This is a genomic window from Pseudooctadecabacter sp. (assembly GCF_020627745.1).
Taxonomy (GTDB): domain Bacteria; phylum Pseudomonadota; class Alphaproteobacteria; order Rhodobacterales; family Rhodobacteraceae; genus Octadecabacter.
Window position 1 is genome coordinate 1 of record NZ_JAHDGE010000045.1, and the last position, 19,543, is coordinate 19,543.

Sequence of the window (19,543 nt, forward strand, 5' to 3'; positions counted from 1 at the left end):
GCAGACACGTGCGGGCGTGCAACACTTTGAGGGCATCTGAAATAACCCTAGCGCGGCGGCGGGCGCGCCTGCTAAACACCTCATCAATCAATAGACGAGACGAGTGATGAGCAGTGATCCCCTTCTGACCGACGACGTTCGGTCAAAAATCATGTCCGACCCGCAGGCCGTTCTGGAAGACCAGGATATCATGCGCGCCCTTATCACGGCGAACGAGGCGACGATGGGCGGGAACATCGTTGATCTGCGCGGCATCGCCATGGACCGGCTTGAGGCGCGGCTGGACCGGCTCGAAGACACCCACCGCAACGTCATTGCGGCCGCCTACGAAAATCTGGCGGGCACCAACCAAATCCATCGTGCGATCCTGAGGATGATGGATGCCACACGGTTTGAGCCGTTCCTGCGCGATCTGCGTGGCGAGGTGGCCGATATTTTGCGGGTGGATGCGGTGCGTCTGGTCCTCGAATCCGCGTCGAACGAAGCGGACCCCGCGATCGCGCAGCTGAGTGATATTTTGTCTGTGGCAGAACCCGGCTTTGTGCAGGACTATATTTCACTGGGCCGGTCTGCACCTGCGCGACAGGTCACATTGCGTCAGGTCAGTACGGACGACACCGAGATTTTTGGCGACAAGGCATCCTACATCCGGTCGGAGGCCTGTTTGCGTCTTGATTTGGGCGTTGGTCGGCTTCCGGGAATGTTGATCCTCGGATCAGAGGACCCTCATCAGTTTACACCCCAACAAGGGACCGACCTGCTGACCTTCTTCACCGGCGTGTTCGAGAGGGTGATGCGGCGCTGGCTCAGCTGATGATCAGCGCGGCCCTGACGGATGCTTTGGCGGGATGGCTGGACCACCAGCGCGCCTTGAACGGGGCGGCTGACAACACGTTAAAAGCCTATCAGACCGATGTGCTGGGCTTTCTGGGATTCATGACGCAACACCATGGCGGCGCCCAAGGGCTTGGCCCCCTCAGCCGGATCACCGTCAGCGATATGCGTGCATGGATGGCCCATGAACGGGGACGCGGGGTCGCGGCACGGTCCCTTGCGCGCAGCCTGTCTGCGGTCAAGACCTTCTATGCATGGCTGGCGGAGCGGGAAGGGTTCGAACCCACCGCCGTGTTGTCCACCCGCTCCCCCAAGTTTCAAAAGAAGCTCCCCCGTCCACTGGCCCCCGATGCGGCACGCGCCATGATCGACACGGTGGAGATCCAAGCGCGAGACCCCTGGATCGCAGCGCGGGATACAGCCGTGGTGACGCTGCTTTACGGCTGCGGGCTGCGCATATCGGAGGCTTTGGCCCTCACCGGGCGCGATGTGCCCCTGCCCGACACGCTGCGCATAAAGGGCAAGGGTGGAAAGGAACGGCTGGTGCCTGTTCTGCCTGCGGCCCGCGCGGCCGTGGCGGCCTATCTGCGTGCCTGCCCCTATCCCGCAGAGCCCGACAGCCCGATCTTTCGCGGCACCCGTGGCGGGCCCCTTTACCCCCGTGCGATCCAGACGGTGATGGCGCAGGCCCGAATGCAACTGGGTCTGCCTGCCACGGCAACACCCCACGCCATGCGACACAGCTTTGCCACGCATCTGTTGAACGCAGGCGGCGATCTGCGCGCCATTCAGGAATTGCTGGGCCATGCGTCACTGTCAACCACGCAAGCCTACACCGCTGTGGACACCGCCCGTCTGATGGAAGTCTACGACGCAGCCCATCCCAAGGCCGGGTAGTCGGACTTGCCCCCTGCCCCCAAATCCGTCATGTAGCCCGCCATGACCGCCGCATATAAAGCCCTCGCCGTTCACTGGCTGACCGCCACCGGAGCCGTCTTCGCCATGCTCGCCATGTTGGAAGCGATCAACCGCGATTGGGCCGCGATGTTCGTCTGGCTCATTGTGGCCTTTGCCGTGGACGGGATCGACGGGCCGTTGGCGCGCAAATATGACGTCAAACAGCACGCGCCGCAGTTCGACGGGGTGCTGCTGGACCTGATCATCGACTATCTGACCTATGTGTTTATCCCCGCCTATGCGCTTTATGCGTCAGGGCTGATGGACGGATGGTCGGGCTGGGTGGCGATCATCGTGATTACCTTCACGTCGGCGCTTTACTTTGCAGACACCCGCATGAAGACCTCCGACTATTCGTTTTCGGGCTTTCCGGGATGTTGGAACATGTTGATCCTCGTGCTCTTTGCCCTGACGCCGCCTTGGTGGGCCTGCCTGATCCTGATTGCCGTGCTGTCGGCGGCCATGTTCGTGCCGGTCAAATTCATCCACCCGACGCGGACACAGCGGTGGCGGTGGCTGTCCCTGCCGATGGCCTTTGCATGGACCATGCTTGCAGGATTTGCGGCATGGGCCTCATTCGACCCCTCGCCTGTGGTCTTCTGGGGTCTGATGGTCACATCGGTCTATCTTCTGTTCGCCGGCGCGGCACAGCAACTGCTGCATGGACCTGAGGGTTGACCCCCCTTTCAGGACACCCACCCGGTCCCCCTTCATCTGGCCAGAAAAACTCAATATCCCGCCCGTCAGATCAAAAAGCCGCCCGCGCCTTCATGGCGCAACAGCGCCACTTTCGTCTCGACCCCGCCTTTGCCGGAAAACCCCGTCAAACCCTTCGCACCCATCACACGATGGCACGGGATAATGACCGGAACCGGATTGCCCCCGCAGGCAGACCCAACAGCCTGCGCCGGCGCACCCAGCGCCTTGGCAATGTCACCGTAGGTCACCGTCTCACCGTGGGGAATAGCCTGCATCTGCGCGCAGACCGCGCGTTGAAAATCTGACCCCGCCACACGCAGCGGCAGATCGAATAGAGTCAAACGGCCTGCATCATAAGCCCGCAACTGGGCTGCGGCCTCCGCCAGAAGGGGCGTGTCATCGCGGCCCTGTCCGTCCCAGTTCAGGCGCACAATCGCGCCGTCCTCCTCATGAACGGTCAATGGCCCGAATTGCGTGCTAACGGTCAAACTGAACATGGGCCATCCTCCCAGATCGCCCATGCCCCCTCAATCCGTTTCCTGCGCCATCGCCAAAATTCGGGAATTTTGGCCTAGCCGTCCGACAAGGCCTTGTCGCAGCGTCCGCAGACACCGGCATGATCATGCGTGCCCACGTCTGGCAGGATTTTCCAGCACCGCTGGCACTTCTGCCCCTCAGCCTTGTCAAAGACCACGCCCACACCGGGCACGTCATCCAGCATGAACGCGCCCTCAGGTGCGTCCCCTTCGATAAGGTCGATCTGGCTGGTGATGCACAGGTCCGCAAAGGTGTCGGGATTGGTGATGATCGCAGCCAGCTCATCCGACAGATAGACCTGTGGGGCCGCCTCCAACGACGACCCGATCACCTTGGCTGTCCGCTGACCCTCCAAGGCCCCTGTCACAACGCGGCGCACTGCGCGCACGGTTTCAGACCGCGCGGCCAACGCATCGTCGCGCCAGTCCGCTGGTGTTTCGGGGAAGTCCACCAGATGGACCGATGTGTCGGCGTCATTGCGTTCCAGCCAGACCTCTTCCATCGTAAAGGTCAGGATCGGGGCCAGCCACGTGGTCAACCGCGCATAGAGCGCATCCAGCACCGTCAGGGCCGCCAACCGCCGTGGGCTGTCACCATCACAATAAAGAGCATCCTTGCGGACATCGAAATAGAACGACGACAAATCCAGCGTCGCAAATTCAAAGATCGCACGGAACACGCCCTGGAAATCGTAAGCCGCATAGCCGTCACGCACCACGCCGTCCAACACGGCCAGCTTGTGCAGGATCAGCCGTTCCAACTCCGGCATATCCTCCATGGCCACCGCCTTGGACGGATCGTAGTCCGCCAAGGACCCCAGCATGAAACGGACGGTGTTGCGCAAGCGGCGATAGCTGTCGGCCACACCTTTGAGGATTTCATCCCCGATCCGCAGATCGACCGTATAATCCGCCTGCGCCACCCAAAGCCGCAAGATATCCGCGCCATATTGCTGAACGACCTTTTCAGGGGCCACGGTGTTGCCGATGGATTTGGACATCTTCATGCCCTTTTCATCCAGCGTGAACCCGTGGGTCAATACGCCACGATAGGGCGCGCGCCCGATGGTCCCGCAGCCCTGCAACATGGATGAATGGAACCAACCGCGGTGCTGGTCGGTGCCTTCCAGATAGAGATCGGCCAGACCGTCTTCGGACCCGTCCTCACGGTCGCGCAAGGTAAACGCATGGGTCGATCCGGAATCGAACCAGACATCCAGGATGTCCATGACCTGCACCCACTCTTCGGGGTCGTATTCATTGCCCAAGAACCGCGCCTTTGCCCCCGGTTTGTACCAGGCATCCGCGCCTTCTTCCTCAAACGCCTGCAAAATCCGCGCGTTCACAGCCTCGTCGCGCAGCAGATAATCCGCATCCGTGGGTTTGGCCCCTGCACGCACAAAACAGGTCAGCGGCACACCCCAAGCGCGTTGGCGCGACAACACCCAATCCGGCCGCGCCTCGATCATGGAATACAGTCGGTTGCGGCCCTTCTGCGGGGTCCACGTCACCAGCTCATCAATCGACCTGAGCGCCCGTTCGCGGATCGTGGTGCCATAATCGTCCTGCCCATCGCCTACGGCCTTATCCACGGCGGCAAACCACTGCGGCGTATTGCGATAGATCACCGGCGCTTTGGAGCGCCAGCTGTGGGGATAAGAGTGCTTGATCTTGCCGCGCGCCAACAGCCCGCCGACCTCAGCCAGCTTGGACATGATCGCGGCGTTGGCATCGCCCTCCCAGTTCCCCTTCTTGGCCTTCTCACGCAGGATGCGTTTGCCGCCAAAGAACGGCAGGTCCTCGCGGAAGGTGCCATCGTCCATCACGTTGTAGGTCAACACCTGATCGAGCATCCCAAGATCACGGTAAAGCTCGAATTCCTCCATCCCGTGGGACGGCGCACAATGCACAAAGCCCGTGCCTTCCTCGTCGGTGACAAAATCAGCGGCGCGGAAATCGCGCAGGTCGTCCCATTCGCCGTTCGATCCTTCAGTGCCCGCCAGCGGGTGCTTCAGCGACAGGCCAGACAGTTCATCGGCAGTGACATCGCGAACCCGCGTCCACATGCCCTCTTCCAGCCGCGCCTTTGTAAACACGTCGCCAGCCAGCTTGTCAGCCACCAAAAACCGTTCCCCAACCGAGACCCAGCTTTCTTCCGGCGTGCCGGTGATTTCATACAGGCCATAGGAATAGTCGGCCCCAAACACGACCGCCTTGTTGGACGGGATCGTCCAAGGTGTGGTGGTCCAGATGACGACCTTCGCCCCCTCCAGATCGCCCGCAGTCGCGACGGCAAACTTCACCCAGATCGTGAAACTTTCCTTGTCATGATACTCCACCTCGGCCTCGGCCAGCGCCGTTTGCTCCACCGGTGACCACATCACAGGCTTGGACCCTTGATACAGCGTGCCGGTCATCAGGAACTTCTGGAATTCCTCGGCGATGACCCGTTCGGCATGGAAATTCATCGTCAGATAGGGGTCATCCCAGTTGCCGGTGATGCCAAGGCGCTTGAATTCCTCACGCTGGATATCCACCCAGCCCGCGGCAAAATCGCGGCACTCCTGACGGAACTCCACCACATCCACGGCGTCCTTGTCCTGGCCCTTCTCGCGGTACTTTTCCTCGATCTTCCACTCGATCGGCAATCCGTGACAATCCCAACCGGGGATATAGCGCGCATCGCGTCCCATCATTTGCTGGGACCGGACCACCATGTCCTTCAGGATCTTGTTGAGCGCATGACCAATGTGCAGATGCCCGTTGGCATAGGGTGGCCCATCATGCAGCGTGAACGGCGCGCGGCTCTCGGCCTTCGCCTTCTGGCGCAGCTTGCCATAGACATCCATCTCCACCCAACGATCCAGCCACTCGGGCTCGCGTTTGGGCAGGCCCGCACGCATGGGAAACTCCGTGCGGGGCAGGTTCAGGGTGTCTTTGTATTCGTTCGTCTCAGCGGTCTTTTCGGCGCACATCTGGGGCGTCCTTCGGTTCGGAAAATGTCAAGGAAAGCGGCGGTGCGGATCGCTCATACACCTTTTCCCGGCGTCTGCTTTCACAGCGCCGGGGATGTAATTCGAATAATCTGGATCAGACGCATCATCATGGGGCGCGTTATACCAACAAAGCGCGCCACGACAACCCACCGCTGGGGCCCGGTGCTCGGCACGTGGCCCGGCACCCCGCCCTGTTTCTCTGGTTCAAAAATACCTAGAATCCCAAGGTCCACCACAGGCGACCACCCCAAACGACAAAGGGCCACCCAGCGGCAGCCCTTCCCCAATCAATAAAACAGCGCGGCGCAGCCGCTCCGCTTACTTGCCCTCAAGCGCTTCGATCCGCGCCAAAAGTGCCGCGTTCTCTTCACGCGCCTTTTGCGCCATAGTCCGCACCGCTTCGAATTCCTCGCGGGTGACGAAATCACGGTCGGCCAACCAGCGGTCCACCATGGACGACATCGCCGTCTGAGCCTCATCCTTGGCCCCTTGGGCCACGCCCATGGCGTTGGTCATAAGCTGGGATAAATCGTCAAAAACCTTGTTGCGCGTCTGCATGGCACATCTCCTGTCTGTTGGGGTCTATATGGGGCCAGACCTGCCCCGAAACAAGGCATGAGTGGTGTTGACATCGCCGCTTCACGGGGCACTAAAGGGGCCATGTTGGCCGCAATCCCCTTTCCCGATATCTCACCGGTGATCTTCCAGATCACGGTCTTTGGCTTTACCTTTGCACTGCGTTGGTATGCCATGGGCTATATCGTGGGCATCCTGATTGGCTGGTGGATCGCCACCCGCGCCATCAATCGCCCTGCCCTTTGGGCCAACGACACCCCGCCCCTGACCCGCGATCAGATCGAGGACCTGCTGACATGGGTGATCATCGGCGTGATCGCAGGCGGGCGTTTTGGTTACGTCTTGTTCTACGGCAACGGACAATACGCCGAAAATCCCCTCGACGTCTTTCGCATCTGGGACGGCGGCATGTCGTTTCATGGCGGCTTCATCGGGGTCTGCATTGCCGTCGTGGTCTGCGCGCGCCGCTATGGGGCGGCACTGGGCGATGTGGCCAATATCCTTGCCCTCACCGCGACGCCATCCATCCTGCTGGTCCGCTTGGCCAATTTCATCAACGCCGAACTTTACGGGCGCGCCACGGACGTGCCATGGGCCGTCACCTTTCCGCAAATGTGCGTGGATCCCGCCCGTCAGGCCTGTCAGGCGGCGGGCGAGTGGTTCTACACCGGCGCAGAGGTCCCCCGCCACCCCAGCCAGCTTTATGAGGCAGCGCTTGAGGGGCTGATCCTCGGCGCGGTGATCCTCACCCTCGCCTTTGTCTACGGATGGCTCAAACGGCGCTGGTCGCTGGTGGCGGTCTTCCTGCTGGGCTACGGGTTGTCGCGGTTCGCGGTGGAATTCGTACGCCAGCCCGACCAGCAGTTCCAAAGCGCGGACAACCCCATCGGCTGGGCCTATGATTTCGGCACATGGGGCCTGACCCAAGGACAGGCCCTGTCGATCCCGATGATCGTCGCCGGTTTGGCGCTTATCGTGATCACCCGCTCACGCGCATGACGCTGACCCAACACATGCTGGCCCGCATCGCGGCCCATGGGCCCATGTCGCTGGCCGACTATATGGCCGAGGCCTTGTTGCACCCGACCCTTGGCTATTATTCCACCCGCGACCCGTTGGGGGCCGAGGGGGATTTCACCACCGCACCTGAGATCAGCCAGATGTTTGGCGAAATGATCGGGTTGGCGCTGGCGCAGGCGTGGCTTGACCAAGGGGCGCCCGCCCCTTTTGCGCTGGTCGAACTTGGCCCCGGTCGCGGCACGCTCATGGCGGATATCCTGCGGGCCACAGCCCGCGTGGCGGGCTTTGCCGAGGCCGCGCAAATCCACCTTGTCGAAGCCTCGCCTACATTGCGGGCAGAACAGGCCAAGCGTGTGCCGCAGGCCCAGTGGCACGACGACATCACCAGTCTGCCCGACCTGCCACTGTTTCTTGTGGCCAATGAATTCCTTGATGCGCTGCCGATCCGCCAGTTCCACCGCGACGATGGCGGCTGGCGAGAGGTGATGATCGGCGGCGGTGAGGCCACCCTCACCGCCGGCCTTTCGGCCCCTGCGCCCATCGCGCTGCTGGATCACCGGCTGAAGGACACCAAAGCGGGGGACATCGTGGAACATTGCCCGGCCCTGCCCGGCCTTGTGCAGACCATCGCACAAACCATCGCCACCCATCGTGGCACTGCACTGTTTATCGACTACGGCGATTGGCGGTCCCTTGGGGACACATTGCAGGCCCTGCAAAACCACGCGCCCGTTGATCCCTTCGCGGCCCCCGGCACAGCGGACCTGACGGCCCATGTGGATTTTGAGGCGATTGCACAGAACGCCGCCCCCGCGCGCTACAGCCGCGTCACCCCGCAAGGCGTGTTTCTGGAACGGCTCGGGATCACGCAGCGTGCGCAGACCTTGGCCGCAAACCTCAGCGGTCCGGCGCTTGACGCGCATATCGCGGCCCACCGCCGCTTGACGCACCCCAGCGAAATGGGGACCCTGTTCAAAGTGATCGCGCTCTACCCCGAAGGCGCGGCCCCCCCACCGGGATTGGACCCATGACGCTTGAGATCATCACAGCCGACGCCCTCGCCCCGCTGCGCCACGGGTTCTTCACCCGACGTGGCGGCGCATCGTCTGGCGTGTTCGAGGGTCTGAATTGCGGCACCGGAAGCTCTGACCAGCATGAGGCGGTGACCATCAACCGCACCCGCGTGGCAGACGCCATGGGTGTGCCGCTGGACCATCTGATGGGCGTGCACCAGATCCATTCCGCCGACGTCATCACCGTGACGCAAGCCAGCACCGACAAACCAAAGGCGGACGGTCTGGTCACAGCAACCCGCGGCCTTGCGCTGTCGGTGTTGTCCGCTGATTGCCAACCCGTTCTCTTTGCCGATCATGACGCAGGCGTCATCGGCGCCACCCATGCGGGCTGGAAGGGCGCACTGTCGGGGGTGTTGGAATCGACCCTCGACGCGATGGAGGCTTTGGGCGCGACCCGCGCCAACACCCACGCGGTCATCGGCCCTTCGATCAGTCAACGCGCCTATGAGGTCGGGCCAGAGTTCTTCGACGACTTCATCGCCAAAGACCCCGCCTTTGCGCGGTTCTTTGTCCAAGGAACAGGCGACCGGATGTTGTTTGACCTGCCCGCCTTGGGCCTGCACCGCCTGCGGGAGGCTGGCGTGGGCCACGCCGAATGGACGCGCCATTGCACCTATTCCGACCCCGATCGATTCTACAGCTACCGGCGCACGACCCATAACAAAGAGGCTGATTACGGTCGCCTGATCGCGGCCATCACGCTTTAGGGTGCGGCTTTTCGACAAGAATGCGGCAGGGATCGCCACGGCGCTGCCCCAGTATTGGCGAAACAGTAAGGGGTCAACGGGCGACATTGTTCTCAAACCGCTATGAAATAACGCCACAATTGGCGCAACGGGCCTAGGCACGCTGGTCACATTTCCCGCAGCAATCGCACCAAATTTTCTTAAAAATTTACCCTTCGGCCCAACTGCTGCCCCTATCTCCCGTCATCTTACCCTTATCGAGCAGCACATCAGCAATAGGGATCAACCCGATGACAAAACACACCCGTTGGATCGCCTCCACCATCGCCGAGGCCGAAGCCTGCACCACCAAAATGCCGTGGGAACGCGGCCTGCGCCGTCAGGCGTTTATCGCCAGCCGCCGCGCGGTGGAACAACTGGCCCTGATGCCACAGCGCACGGCCCGTCCCGCCGCTTAAGGCCCCCCAACACATGCGCTGACCCCTCCCGTCAGCTTGCCAATCGCCGCCCCGTCGCATTCTCCGGGGCGGCGATTCGCGTCTGCAGGCCTGCCCCGTGTCTCCAAATGTGGCAGCCTCGTTTTCCAATCATGAACAATCCAGCCTCCAAAACCGCCATTGATCGCCCAACGGCGGGATTTTGCGGTTTTGTTTGACGCAAACCGGTCCGTCCGGCCACATTTGGGACAACTACAACGTTCCTCAGATGTTGTCGGTGGGGCCGACAGATGTGTGACCAACCCGTTTGGATGATCGCATGATACCGAAGACCCCACTCACCGCTGCACATGCGGTGACCGACATAAAAGCACCGGTGGCCTCCTCAGCCCGGTTCGCTCAGACAGACGGACGACCTCAGCGCAGCCAGCCTCTTATGCGCAGATACGAGGTCGTCCATCTTCTGCCCAACGGGGACATCGACGATTTCACCCGCCTTGCCCCCGCAACCCCCGCTTTCGAAAACAGCTTTGGCGCGATTGCCCGTGGCGGGCTGCTGAAAACCGATCGCGGAACAGTCGCGATCGAAGATATTCTGCCGGGTGATATGGTGCACACCGTCGCCAACGGGTTCCAGAAAGTGCTGTGGCGCGGTGGCATTTCAATCGTGCCCAACAGCGGCGACAAAGGCAGCCGTATGAACAGGTTGATCCGCATGTCTGCAGACAGTCTGGGCATCGCGCGGCCCTTGTCCGACCTGTTGCTGGGACCTGCGGCGCGATTGTTCCACCGGTCCCCGACCCTGCAACGGGTTACAGGACACGATGCGGCCTTTGTCCCGGCTGCTGATTTCATCGACGGTATCAACGTGGTCGCGGTCCAGCCTCCCACCGCCGTGCAGGCGTTCCAACTGGGCTTTGCCACCCATGAACGGATCGTCGTCGGGGGTGTCGAAATCGACAGCCAGAACCCCGGCGCGCGGCACGAACTGGGCCTGCGCGGCGATCTTCTTGCCGTCTATATGAGCCTGTTTCCCCACATGGACCGGATCGAGGATTTCGGGCTGTTGTCCCATCCGCGCCTGTCGCTGCACGATCTGGACTTCGGCGTCGTCGCCTAAGGGCAAGGCCTGCCCTGCCAGCCTAGTCGTCCAGCTTCAATCGTGCCTCAAGGACGTCAAACGGCACGCCGGGGTCATCTTTCGCACCCCGGATCACGAGCGACGTCTTGACCGAGGCCACGTTGTCCGCGCGCAGCAGATCCTCTGTCAGGAAATTCTGGAAGGTGCGCAAATCAGGCGCCACACATTTGAGGATAAAATCCACCTCGCCATTGAGCATGTGGCACTCTCGGACCAGCGGCCAGCCCTTGCAACGCGCCTCAAACGCGCTCAAATCCGCCTCGGCCTGACTGACAAGGCCGACCATGGCAAACACCTGAACCTCGAACCCCAGTTCACGCGCGTTGACGTCCGCATGATAGCCGCGAATGAACCCCTGTTCTTCCAAAGTGCGCACGCGCCGCAGACACGGCGGGGCGGAAATGCCAACCCGTTTGGCCAGTTCGACATTCGTCATCCGACCGTCGGCCTGCAATTCCGCAAGGATCATCCGGTCGATTTCATCAAGCTTTTGTCCAGGCATCGTTGCGTGCATCCCCTATTGGCTGTTGCAAAACATATGCGACACCGCTGTCATACGCAATAATCTTTCAACGCCTCGCAAGATGATTTCGCCTTATCACAGCGCTGCGATCCCCCCTTTCCCCCTGCACTGCCCCGCGTATATCTTGGGTCAGCAACTGGGGATTCTGACATGGCCGATACACGCAAAACCAAAGTTCTGATCGTGGGTTCCGGCCCCGCAGGCTATACCGCAGGCGTCTACGCCAGCCGCGCCATGCTGGACCCGATCCTCGTGCAAGGAATTGAACCGGGCGGCCAGCTGACCACCACCACGGAGGTCGAAAACTGGCCCGGCGACACCGAAGTCCAAGGCCCTGACCTGATGGTAAGGATGGAGGCCCACGCCCGCGCCATGGGCTGCGAGATTATCGGCGACATCATCTCCTCCGTCGACTTCTCCAAACGTCCCTTCGTGTGCCAATCCGACAGCGGCACCGTGTATGAGGCCGACGCAATCATCCTGGCGACCGGCGCACGCGCCAAATGGCTGGGCCTGCCGTCAGAGGAAAAATTCAAAGGCTTCGGCGTTTCCGCCTGTGCCACCTGCGACGGGTTCTTTTATCGCGGGCAGGAAATTGTCGTGGTCGGCGGCGGCAATACCGCGGTGGAAGAGGCGCTGTTCCTCACCAACTTCGCCTCCAAGGTCACGCTGGTGCACCGCCGCGATGAATTGCGTGCTGAAAAAATCCTGATCGACCGGCTGATGAAAAACCCCAAGATCGAACCGCTTTGGGATCACCAACTGGACGAAGTCTATGGCGGCGACAGCCCCTTGGGCGTCGAAGGCATCAAGGTCAAACACGTCAAAACCGGCGCCGTTACGGACATCCCTGCCAAGGGCGTGTTCATCGCCATCGGCCACGCGCCCGCCAATGAGCTGGTCAAGGACGTGCTTGAAACCCACATGGGCGGCTATGTAGTGACCAAACCGGACAGCACCGAAACCTCGATCCCCGGTGTCTTTGCCGCAGGCGATCTGACCGATCACAAATACCGCCAGGCCGTGACGAGCGCCGGAATGGGCTGCATGGCGGCGTTGGAAGCGGAGCGGTTCCTGGCCGAACACGGGGAAGATGCGGGACCGTCGGCGGATCATTCCGAACCGCTGGGCTACGGTGCCGAAAACGAACCGGCGGAATAGTCATGTCTGACCTCTACGGCCCGATCAAGAAATCCCCGATGTCCCTACTGCTTTTTGCGGTGCCGGCATTGGCCGTGGTGGGAATTGCCGTCGCGATTTCCGTGCCGGACGCCGAAACCTTCGGCGCGGCTTTCATGACGCCGACGGTGTTTCTGAGCGCTGTTCTTGCCATCGCGGCGTTGATCTGGGGCGGTATTTTCATCTCCCGCCCTGTGATCACGCTGACGCCCGAGGGTGTTGAATGGCCCGACGGGCGCAAACTGGCCTGGGCGCAGATCACAGCCGTCGACGCCGGGCAGGAAGTGACGAATGCCCCCTCCCAGAACGGCGGCAATCGTGAAACGGTCCATGAGGTGACGCGCCTGTTTCATGGCGACGGGGACCAGTCGAAGATCACGACCACTTGGGCCGAAATTGGCCCTGACGCCGCCAATGACCGCATCGCAGCCGCCTTTGCCCACAGCCGTCAGGCGCAATGACGGACACGGCAGCAGTCGTTGATCACTACCTGATGCTTACGCGCGAGACATTGCCGCAGGCGGCGCGGCACCGCGACTGGCCTGTCGTAAATGACCACTGTTTTCAGCGCATTATCCTCGATCATATCGCAGGCGGCGTCTGGTATGATCACATTGCCAGACCCGCCTATAAGAACCTGACCGAAGATCAGGCCCACCGCGCTGTGGCCTTGGCCGAGGATATTCTGACCGGCGATGCGGACCTTTGGGCGCTTGATGCCCAATCGCTGATCTTTCGCGGCAAAACCCCCAAACGCCGCCCATAATTGGTGCGCTTGGGCGACACCCCTTTACCATCCGCTAAGTTTGTTCTTTCCTGAACAAACTTTCTCCGCTAAATGCGTTCACGAATGAACAAACCCTGAGTCGATGTCGTGACCACACCGCGCCCTGCCCCTATGACCAACGAAGAAGAGGCCCTCTTTCGCCTGCTTCGTCAGGTCAATCTGACGCCCCGCGCCTCACAGCGCGACATGGCGCAGGCAGTGGGCGTGTCGTTGGGGCGCTTCAACGGCCTGCTAAAGACAGCCATGACCAACGGCCTCATTCAAACCAGCGATCTGGACGGCAGCGACCGCCGCAAACGGGTCGCTTATGTTCTGACCCACCGTGGGGCCACCGAACAGGCACGCCTTACCGATCATTTCCTCGCCCGAAAATTCGCCGAATACGACGCGCTTCATGCGGAACTCACCGGCACCTCCAGCGGCTATGTTCCGCCCAACAACAGGACCACTATGATGCAAAACAACCTGGCACCGATCCCTGAACTTTATGTTTCCTATGACAGCGCACAAAAGCTGAAGGTCGAGGCGGGCGATCTGACCTCCCATGACCTGACACCGCGCCAGATCTGCGATCTGGAACTGCTGATGAACGGCGGCTTCAACCCGCTAAAGGGCTTCCTGTCCGAGGACGATTACAATTCTGTCGTCGACACCATGCGCCTGACAACGGGCGAACTTTGGCCCATGCCAATCACCCTTGATGTCAGCGAAGATTTCGCTGCATCGCTTGAGATTGGTCAGGACATCGCCCTGCGCGACCAGGAAGGCGTGATCCTTGCGACCATGACCGTCACCGACCGTTGGACGCCGAACAAGGCGAAAGAGGCCGAAAAGGTCTTCGGCGCCGACGACGACGCACACCCTGCCGTGAACTACCTGCACAACCAAGCTGGCAAAATCTATCTGGGCGGTCCCGTCACCGGCATCCAGCAGCCCGTGCACTATGATTTCCGCGCCCGTCGCGACACGCCCAACGAATTGCGCGCCTATTTCCGCAAGATGGGCTGGCGCAAGGTCGTGGCCTTCCAAACCCGCAACCCCCTGCACCGCGCGCATCAGGAACTGACGTTCCGCGCAGCCCGCGAAGCGCAGGCCAACCTGTTGATCCACCCTGTTGTGGGCCTGACAAAGCCCGGCGATGTGGACCATTTCACCCGCGTGCGCTGCTATGAGGCGGTGCTGGACAAATACCCTGCCTCCACCACCTCCATGTCGCTGCTGAACCTTGCCATGCGCATGGCAGGCCCGCGTGAGGCTGTCTGGCACGGCCTGATCCGCAAAAACCACGGCTGCACGCATTTCATCGTCGGCCGCGACCACGCAGGCCCCGGTTCCAACTCCGCCGGTGAAGATTTCTACGGCCCCTATGATGCGCAGGACCTGTTCCGCGAACATCAGGAAGAAATGGGCATCGAAATGGTCGACTTCAAACATATGGTTTGGGTCGATGAGCGCGCCCAATACGAAGCGATCGACGAGATCGAGGACAAGGACAAGGTCACGATCCTCAACATCTCCGGCACCGAATTGCGCCGCCGTCTGGCCGAAGGTCTGGAGATTCCTGAATGGTTCTCCTTCCCCGAGGTCGTGAAGGAATTGCGCCGCACCAAACCGCCGCGTTCCAAGCAGGGCTTCACCGTGTTTTTCACCGGCTTCTCAGGCTCCGGAAAATCCACCATCGCCAACGCGCTGATGGTGAAACTGATGGAAATGGGCGGACGTCCGGTGACGCTGCTGGACGGGGACATCGTGCGCAAAAATCTGTCGTCCGAGTTGGGCTTTTCCAAAGAACACCGTGACCTGAACATTCGCCGCATCGGCTATGTCGCGTCCGAGATCACCAAAAACGGCGGCATCGCGATCTGTGCGCCTATCGCGCCCTATGCCACGACCCGCCGGGCCGTGCGCGAAGATATCGAAGCCTTCGGTGCCTTCGTCGAAGTCCACGTCGCGACCTCAATCGAGGAATGCGAACGCCGCGACCGCAAGGGTCTTTATAAATTGGCACGCGAAGGCAAGATCAAGGAATTCACAGGCATTTCAGACCCCTATGACGTGCCCGCCGATCCCGAACTGCGGGTCGAAACCGAAAACGTGGATGTCGACAACTGCGCCCATCAGGTCCTGCTGAAGCTGGAAAGCATGGGCCTGATCGCCGCCGAGTGATCCTGCGTCGTCGGACAAAACAGAGCGCCCCCAATTCGGGGGCGCTTTTGCGTTCGCGCTTTAGATAATTTCATCCTCATCAAACAAGGGCGAATTCTCAAGCTGGGTGGCCAGATCCTCCACCGCTTGTGCTGGGTCCTCGTGGCGCACATCGGCCAGATGGAACACCGCATCGCCCTCATTCACCACAGGCATCACTGCCCGCCCGATGATAATCCCGCCAGAGGGTGCCACAAGTTCAACCTCCTCCGTCCCGAAGGGGTCCGACACGGAGGCAAGGATATCGCCCGCCTCCACCACGTCGCCATCGCCACGATAGGTCCGCAGCAACCCGCCCGCAGGCGCGCGCAACCAGCGGCTGGACCGGCACATCAGCGGCGCAACCTTGGCCTTGGCGATGCCTTTGGCGGGCAACATATCCATGTGTCGCAACACCCGCAGGATACCGGCCACACCAGCCCGCGCGGCCATTTCATCAAACCGCAGCCCCTCACCTGCCTCATAAAGCAGCACATCGACACCTGCGGCCTTGGCCTCCGCCCGAAGGGACCCCTCGCGCAGCGATGATGTCAGGATTACAGGCGCGCCGAACACATCCGCCAACGCTTTCGTACGGGGGTTGTCCGGTGAAATCCGCACCTGCGGCAGGTTTGTGCGATGGATCGCCGCCGAATGCAGATCAATCCCCAGATCGCAGCGCCTGACCACGCGTTGCAGGAAAATTTCCGCCAATCTGGACGCCAGCGACCCCTGGGGGGAGCCGGGGAATGACCTGTTCAGATCACGCCGGTCTGGCAGATACCGCGACCGGTTGTGAAACCCGAACGCATTGACAATGGGCACGACCATCAATGTGCCCCGCAATTTATCCAGCAATTCGGACTGCAACAGCCGCCGCGCGACTTCGACGCCCATGACCTCATCCCCGTGGACGGCGGCGCTTACGAAAACTGTGGGGCCGGGCCGTTTGCCGTGGATCACATGCACCCGCAGGCTGATTGGTGTGTGATCGGACAAAACAGAAACGGGAACATCCACCGTGCGGCGGCTGCCCCCGTCAATCGTCTCTCCGGCAAATTCGAATGGTTTGCGTCTGCTCATGTCAGGCCCCTGCTGGTCCCTGCCACCTTTGCCAAAACCGCCGCCTGCGCAACGCTAAAATATGCAAATCCCGGCCCGCGCCCCCACGGGGACGTCAGTGAACCGTCACCGGCTGCATGTCATGCTGGCGCGCCAGCACAAAAGCCATCTCGCGCTCAGCCACCAAGGCAAGCTGCTGACCCTCGCTGTCATGAACGGCAAACAATTCGTCCAGATCACCCGCCGCCTCGCGCACTTCGTCGGGCAGATCGGCAACGGCCACCGCTTTGACGTAGACCAAACGGTCACCCATGTCGGAAAAATCAAATTTGGTATCCATCGCTCTATCCTTTCCGAATATTGATCGTCTGCACCACCGTTTCGGGCACCGACCGGCTTAGATCGACATGCAGCAATCCGTTTTCCATGATCGCCTCACCCACATCGACACCTTCGGCCAACACGAATGACCGCTGGAACTGCCGCGCCGCGATACCGCGATGCAAAAATACGCGCCCTTCGCTGTCATCGGTCTGGCGCCCGCGGATGACCAACTGGTTATCCTCAACGGTGATCGACAGATCTTGTTCCGAAAATCCCGCCACGGCGAGGGTGATGCGGTAGGACGTCTGCGACGTTTGCTCAATATTGTAGGGGGGATAGCCTTCGTTGCCGGATTTGGCGGTGCGTTCCACCAGCCGTTCCAGCTCTTCAAAGCCAAGAAGGAACGGATGCGTTCCCAAAGTCAGTTTCGTCATACGACACGTCCTCAATGCAAGCGACATCTCAATTTGTGGCCCCTGATGCGGCAGCCACATGACGAATATGGGCAGCCCAAAGGGCAGTTGCAACCCGGCCCCGCGCGGTTTTCCTTTGTTTTGAGGGCCCTTGCCCTTACATTCAGGGTTCACCCTGTTGCCGCAATGGATTCGCTCATGAACAGCTCCGCCCGTATGGAACAGCTTGACGTTTTGCGCATCGAACTCGGCGTGTTGCGACAGGAACACCGTGACCTTGATGACGCCATCCGCGCGCTTGAGGCCACAGGCACCGCCGATATGCTGACCGTCAAACGTCTGAAAAAGCAAAAACTGGGGCTGAAGGACAAAATTGCTGTCCTCGAAGACCGCACAACACCCGACATCATTGCTTGACGTTGCGCCCCTTGCGCCTGCGCGGTAACACGCCCCCAACAGCGAAAGGTGCGACGACATGACAACCCCACCCGTCGGGATCATTATGGGCAGCCAGTCCGACTGGTCCACAATGCGCGAGGCCGCGACGCTTCTGGATGAGCTTGGCATCCCTTACGAGGCCAAGATCGTCTCTGCCCACCGCACCCCCGACCGTCTGTGGAGCTACGGCAAAGAGGCTGCAGACCGCGGCCTGCAGGTTATCATCGCAGGCGCTGGCGGGGCCGCCCACCTGCCCGGCATGATGGCGTCCAAGACCCGCGTGCCGGTCATCGGTGTGCCGGTGCAGACCAAGGCGCTCAGCGGCGTCGACAGCCTCTATTCCATTGTGCAAATGCCCAAAGGCTTCCCCGTGGCCACCATGGCCATCGGCGCGGCCGGTGCGGCCAACGCCGCCCTCATGGCAGCTGGCATCCTCGCGCTGCAAGACGCGGACCTTGCCCAGCGTTTGGACGCTTGGCGAGACGCCCTCTCCGCCTCTATCCCGCAGGAGCCTGTCGATGACTGAGCCTTTGAAAACCGGTGCCACCATAGGCATTCTGGGTGGCGGCCAACTGGGCCGGATGCTGTCCGTGGCGGCATCCCGTCTGGGGTTCAAGACCTGCATTTTTGAACCGGGCGGAGATTGTCCCGCCTCCCATGTGGCAAACTACCATTTTCAAAAAGGCTACGATGATATCGAGGCGCTGACCCAGTTCGCCAAATCCTGCGACGTGGTCACCTTTGAATTCGAAAACATTCCCACCGACGCGCTCGACACGATCGAGGCCCACGCCCCCATCCATCCCGGACGCACCGCGCTGGCCACATCGCAGGACCGCTTCACCGAAAAAAACTTCCTGACCCGCATCGGCCTGCAAACCGCCCCCTATGCAGCCGTGGACACAGCCGAAAGCCTGCAACAGGCGATCGACCAGATCGGCACACCCGCGATCCTGAAAACCCGCCGAATGGGCTATGACGGCAAGGGCCAGTCGCGGCTGATGTCCCCGCAGGATGCAACGAGGGCCATCGCGGATATGGCAGGCGCGCCTGCGATCCTCGAAGGGTTCATCGACTTCAGCCATGAGGTTTCGGTCATCGGCACCCGCAGTCTCGACGGATCTATCGCCTGCTTTGATCCGGGCGAAAACGTGCACACCAACGGCATTTTGCACACCACAACGGTGCCCGCCAAACTGACGCCCGCCCAGCGCACCGACGCGGTTCTGCTGACGGCCAACATCCTGAACGCGCTGGACTATGTCGGCACGATGGGGGTTGAGTTGTTCGTCACCACAGGCGGTCTGATCGTCAATGAAATCGCACCGCGCGTGCACAATTCGGGCCACTGGACGCAGGCCGGCTGCGCCATCGACCAGTTTGAACAACATATCCGCGCCGTTGCGGGCTGGCCTTTGGGCGATGGCAGCCGCCATTCAAATGTGGTCATGGAAAACCTGATCGGCGACGATGTGGACCGCATCCCCGACATCGCGACCACCAACACCGCGATCCATCTTTACGGCAAAGCCGACGCCAAACCGGGCCGTAAGATGGGCCATATCAACACCGTCACCGGCCCCGCGACCTAGCCCAACCCTTCTGTCGCAGAGACACCCCCCTGCGACCTTCGCAAGACGTCTTTGGGCTCCGCCTGTTCTCGGCTGAAAACCTC

Annotated in this window: 22 protein-coding genes; 15 read left to right on the plus strand and 7 right to left on the minus strand. The window is 61.2% G+C overall.

Translation table 11 applies throughout. From position 1 onward, the window contains the following. Positions 1-106: 106 nt before the first annotated feature. From QZ653_RS13435 to QZ653_RS13445, 3 genes are read left to right on the plus strand one after another with little or no spacing between them, the layout of a single operon-like run. Entirely contained in the window at positions 107-814 is a 708-nt protein-coding gene (locus QZ653_RS13435) for a DUF484 family protein (RefSeq protein WP_296420763.1), read from the plus strand. Next, the gene (locus tag QZ653_RS13440; RefSeq protein ID WP_296420765.1) at positions 814-1,731 is read left to right on the plus strand and encodes a tyrosine recombinase XerC; all 918 of its coding nucleotides are present in this window, start codon (positions 814-816) and stop codon (positions 1,729-1,731) included. Before QZ653_RS13435 ends, QZ653_RS13440 begins: the two co-directional genes overlap by 1 nt. 42 nt (positions 1,732-1,773) lie before the next feature. Further along, positions 1,774-2,469, plus strand: coding sequence for a CDP-alcohol phosphatidyltransferase family protein (locus QZ653_RS13445; protein WP_296420767.1), 696 nt, complete (start codon positions 1,774-1,776; stop codon positions 2,467-2,469). 65 nt (positions 2,470-2,534) lie between these two features. Here QZ653_RS13445 and QZ653_RS13450 read toward each other — a convergent pair whose 3' ends face one another. The 3 genes from QZ653_RS13450 to QZ653_RS13460 all read right to left on the minus strand — a co-directional run bounded on the left by QZ653_RS13450 (position 2,535) and on the right by QZ653_RS13460 (position 6,580). Beyond that, entirely contained in the window at positions 2,535-2,987 is a 453-nt protein-coding gene (locus tag QZ653_RS13450; protein ID WP_296420768.1) for a methylated-DNA--[protein]-cysteine S-methyltransferase, read from the minus strand. Between the two features lie 74 nt (positions 2,988-3,061). Beyond that, on the minus strand, positions 3,062-6,001 hold the full coding sequence (gene ileS, locus QZ653_RS13455; protein WP_296420771.1) for an isoleucine--tRNA ligase: 2,940 nt from the start codon (positions 5,999-6,001) through the stop codon (positions 3,062-3,064). 339 nt (positions 6,002-6,340) lie between these two features. Beyond that, complete coding sequence (locus QZ653_RS13460) at positions 6,341-6,580, minus strand: accessory factor UbiK family protein (protein ID WP_296420772.1); 240 nt, start codon at positions 6,578-6,580, stop codon at positions 6,341-6,343. Between the two features lie 102 nt (positions 6,581-6,682). On the opposite strand from QZ653_RS13460, the gene lgt reads away from it, so the two are divergent. The 5 genes from lgt (at position 6,683) to QZ653_RS13485 (ending at position 10,937) form a co-directional block, all read left to right on the plus strand. After that, complete coding sequence (lgt, locus tag QZ653_RS13465; protein WP_296420774.1) at positions 6,683-7,597, plus strand: prolipoprotein diacylglyceryl transferase; 915 nt, start codon at positions 6,683-6,685, stop codon at positions 7,595-7,597. Beyond that, positions 7,594-8,649: a class I SAM-dependent methyltransferase gene (locus QZ653_RS13470; protein ID WP_296420776.1), complete on the plus strand. Its 1,056-nt coding sequence runs from the start codon at positions 7,594-7,596 to the stop codon at positions 8,647-8,649. The genes lgt and QZ653_RS13470 overlap by 4 nt, the downstream gene beginning before the upstream one ends. Further along, positions 8,646-9,401, plus strand: coding sequence for a peptidoglycan editing factor PgeF (gene pgeF / locus QZ653_RS13475; RefSeq protein ID WP_296420778.1), 756 nt, complete (start codon positions 8,646-8,648; stop codon positions 9,399-9,401). The genes QZ653_RS13470 and pgeF overlap by 4 nt, the downstream gene beginning before the upstream one ends. 269 nt (positions 9,402-9,670) lie before the next feature. Beyond that, positions 9,671-9,838 carry a hypothetical protein gene (locus tag QZ653_RS13480; RefSeq protein WP_296420780.1) on the plus strand — a complete coding sequence of 56 codons (168 nt, stop codon included), beginning with the start codon at positions 9,671-9,673 and terminating at the stop codon, positions 9,836-9,838. A 415-nt stretch (positions 9,839-10,253) separates the two neighbouring features. Further along, positions 10,254-10,937, plus strand: coding sequence for a Hint domain-containing protein (locus QZ653_RS13485; RefSeq protein WP_296420782.1), 684 nt, complete (start codon positions 10,254-10,256; stop codon positions 10,935-10,937). A 22-nt stretch (positions 10,938-10,959) separates the two neighbouring features. Here the strand turns inward: QZ653_RS13485 and QZ653_RS13490 are convergent, their stop codons facing one another. After that, positions 10,960-11,460, minus strand: coding sequence for an Lrp/AsnC family transcriptional regulator (locus tag QZ653_RS13490; protein ID WP_296420784.1), 501 nt, complete (start codon positions 11,458-11,460; stop codon positions 10,960-10,962). Positions 11,461-11,631: 171 nt separating this feature from the next. Here QZ653_RS13490 and trxB point away from each other — a divergent pair, with 171 nt between their 5' ends. From trxB to QZ653_RS13510, 4 genes are all read left to right on the plus strand, one after another. Continuing rightward, positions 11,632-12,642, plus strand: coding sequence for a thioredoxin-disulfide reductase (gene trxB / locus QZ653_RS13495; RefSeq protein WP_296420786.1), 1,011 nt, complete (start codon positions 11,632-11,634; stop codon positions 12,640-12,642). 2 nt (positions 12,643-12,644) lie between these two features. Next, positions 12,645-13,121, plus strand: coding sequence for a hypothetical protein (locus QZ653_RS13500; protein ID WP_296420787.1), 477 nt, complete (start codon positions 12,645-12,647; stop codon positions 13,119-13,121). Further along, positions 13,118-13,426: a hypothetical protein gene (locus tag QZ653_RS13505; RefSeq protein ID WP_296420789.1), complete on the plus strand. Its 309-nt coding sequence runs from the start codon at positions 13,118-13,120 to the stop codon at positions 13,424-13,426. The genes QZ653_RS13500 and QZ653_RS13505 overlap by 4 nt, the downstream gene beginning before the upstream one ends. A 132-nt stretch (positions 13,427-13,558) precedes the next feature. After that, positions 13,559-15,613 carry a bifunctional sulfate adenylyltransferase/adenylylsulfate kinase gene (locus QZ653_RS13510; RefSeq protein ID WP_296420790.1) on the plus strand — a complete coding sequence of 685 codons (2,055 nt, stop codon included), beginning with the start codon at positions 13,559-13,561 and terminating at the stop codon, positions 15,611-15,613. A 60-nt stretch (positions 15,614-15,673) separates the two neighbouring features. Here the strand turns inward: QZ653_RS13510 and QZ653_RS13515 are convergent, their stop codons facing one another. The 3 genes from QZ653_RS13515 to QZ653_RS13525 all read right to left on the minus strand — a co-directional run bounded on the left by QZ653_RS13515 (position 15,674) and on the right by QZ653_RS13525 (position 17,451). Continuing rightward, entirely contained in the window at positions 15,674-16,714 is a 1,041-nt protein-coding gene (locus QZ653_RS13515; RefSeq protein WP_296420791.1) for a succinylglutamate desuccinylase/aspartoacylase family protein, read from the minus strand. 94 nt (positions 16,715-16,808) lie between these two features. Then, positions 16,809-17,033, minus strand: a complete 225-nt coding sequence (locus QZ653_RS13520) for a DUF1150 family protein (RefSeq protein ID WP_296420793.1) — start codon at positions 17,031-17,033, stop codon at positions 16,809-16,811. 4 nt (positions 17,034-17,037) lie between these two features. After that, complete coding sequence (locus QZ653_RS13525; RefSeq protein WP_296420795.1) at positions 17,038-17,451, minus strand: Hsp20 family protein; 414 nt, start codon at positions 17,449-17,451, stop codon at positions 17,038-17,040. 165 nt (positions 17,452-17,616) lie between these two features. Here QZ653_RS13525 and QZ653_RS13530 point away from each other — a divergent pair, with 165 nt between their 5' ends. Genes QZ653_RS13530 through QZ653_RS13540 form a run of 3 tightly spaced genes read left to right on the plus strand, consistent with a single transcriptional unit; the run spans position 17,617 to position 19,460 of the window. Next, positions 17,617-17,847: a YdcH family protein gene (locus tag QZ653_RS13530; RefSeq protein ID WP_296420796.1), complete on the plus strand. Its 231-nt coding sequence runs from the start codon at positions 17,617-17,619 to the stop codon at positions 17,845-17,847. Between the two features lie 58 nt (positions 17,848-17,905). Continuing rightward, positions 17,906-18,394 carry a 5-(carboxyamino)imidazole ribonucleotide mutase gene (gene purE, locus QZ653_RS13535; RefSeq protein WP_296420798.1) on the plus strand — a complete coding sequence of 163 codons (489 nt, stop codon included), beginning with the start codon at positions 17,906-17,908 and terminating at the stop codon, positions 18,392-18,394. Continuing rightward, positions 18,387-19,460, plus strand: coding sequence for a 5-(carboxyamino)imidazole ribonucleotide synthase (locus tag QZ653_RS13540; protein WP_296420799.1), 1,074 nt, complete (start codon positions 18,387-18,389; stop codon positions 19,458-19,460). The genes purE and QZ653_RS13540 overlap by 8 nt, the downstream gene beginning before the upstream one ends. Positions 19,461-19,543 lie beyond the last annotated feature (83 nt).